At 46.5% G+C, this 1,535-nt stretch carries 1 protein-coding gene and 1 pseudogene; one reads left to right on the top strand and one right to left on the bottom strand.

All coding sequences use genetic code 11. The annotated features are described in order from the left end of the window. The first annotated feature begins 967 nt into the window (after positions 1-967). Positions 968-1,336: a helix-turn-helix domain-containing protein gene (locus tag AC1S52_RS00840; protein ID WP_482027145.1), complete on the top strand. Its 369-nt coding sequence runs from the start codon at positions 968-970 to the stop codon at positions 1,334-1,336. Between the two features lie 85 nt (positions 1,337-1,421). On the opposite strand, the pseudogene AC1S52_RS00835 reads toward AC1S52_RS00840, so the two are convergent. Further along, positions 1,422-1,535: pseudogene (locus tag AC1S52_RS00835) on the bottom strand (IS1 family transposase); the annotation flags it as partial.

The following is a 1,535-nucleotide window of genomic DNA, read 5'->3' as shown; positions in this document are numbered from 1 at the left end:
TGTTTCCGCTTGACGTAACTGCAAAGCTAAATCATCCAAACTTTCCTTCACTTCGATTGACGTAACACCCACCATTGGCTGAGTCTGAAACACTACTTCTCAGTCTAAATCATTTGCCTTCTACTCAATTTAAATTGGTATTACCTTTCTGCCGAGAAGAAATTGGTACACTCTTGGAGTCCATTTCGGAGGCCGGAATCCGGATGAACAAACCAATTCAGAAAGCAGTCGCGATCGCGATTAATCAAGAAGGTGCCGAGCTTGGTGCCGAACGACCAAATCTAGCGAGACCTTGGAAAACTCGGGCTTGGGGTGCCCGTTGAAAGCCACACACAGGCATCGGGAACTTCGCGTTAGTAGCAGCTTGGAAAAATTGCGATTTCTATCTCGGCTTTTTCTGCTGGTACGACGTGAAAAATAGTGTGACGGATACAGCATCAGCAATACTGAGGTGCGCGGCACAGTCAAAAGCCCATTGGTTCAACATGTCCATCTAGACTCGCGCCACGAATTTGAAACCAAGAAAAATTCGCGCCACGAATTTGAAAGCACAATCTTTGAAGAAAATCTGCACCACGAACTTGAAGAAATTTCAGTGCCTTCCGAAGGCTAAAAGTGTAGAGCGAAGAAATAAGTGTCACAACCGAAGGAATGAATGTCACAACTGCCCTTCGCCTCAAAGTCCAGCAGAATAAGGCTTTGAGGTTTTTTTAGCGCTCAATCTTTAAAGAAAGACCAACAGAAGAAATAAATGTCATTTCGTAGGGCTACCGAAGCAATAAATGTCATTTCGTAAGTCATTGCTTGAAACCCTTGTCCTGAAATGGTTTCATTATTCTTCTGCGATCGCCGAAGAATTTCATGTCATTTCGTTGGCTTTGAAGCTGAAACTTACAGCGGTTATTGCTTGAGTAAGCCACAATTTGATAGCCTAAGCGAGTCTTGCAAGATTAGGAAATCGCTGCATATGCCTGCCCTTTTATCGCTGGATCTACGGCAAAGGATTATCGCTGCGTATGAGGCGAAAGAAGGATCGCAACGACAACTGGCAAAGCGATTCAAGGTGAGTCTGTCATTCATCAGAGATTTGATGCGACACTATCGGGAAACGGGAACTGTGCAACCCAAACCACACGGGGGAGGAGCTGTTGCTAAGTTAGGGAAAGAGCAGTTGCCCATCGTCGCAGCCTTAGTCACGGCGCAGCCGGATGCCCTCCTCAAAGAGTTATGTGAACGCTTTGCCGGGCGAACTGGGATAGAGGTCAGCCTATCGACCATGCAACAAGCCGTGTGCAAGCTCAAGTTCAGTGTCAAAAAAAATACTGATTGCGGCTGAACAAGACACGCAACGGGTCAAGGAGCTGCGGTTTGCTTATCGCTTGTGGAGTTTCACCATCGGCGTTGCTGAATAGAAATATGATTTACTGCGGGACGGGCACATCACCAAATTTGAGGTAGTGTAGTAGCAAGCGAATCGAGTGCTTCAGCATTTCTACGGACTTGGAATAGCACAAGGTCTTGCGATGCAACCGGGC

Source organism: Kovacikia sp. CALU 1929, from assembly GCF_056784235.1.
Note: the sequence above shows the minus strand (reverse complement) of the source record. Positions and strands in the feature narration are given on the sequence as shown.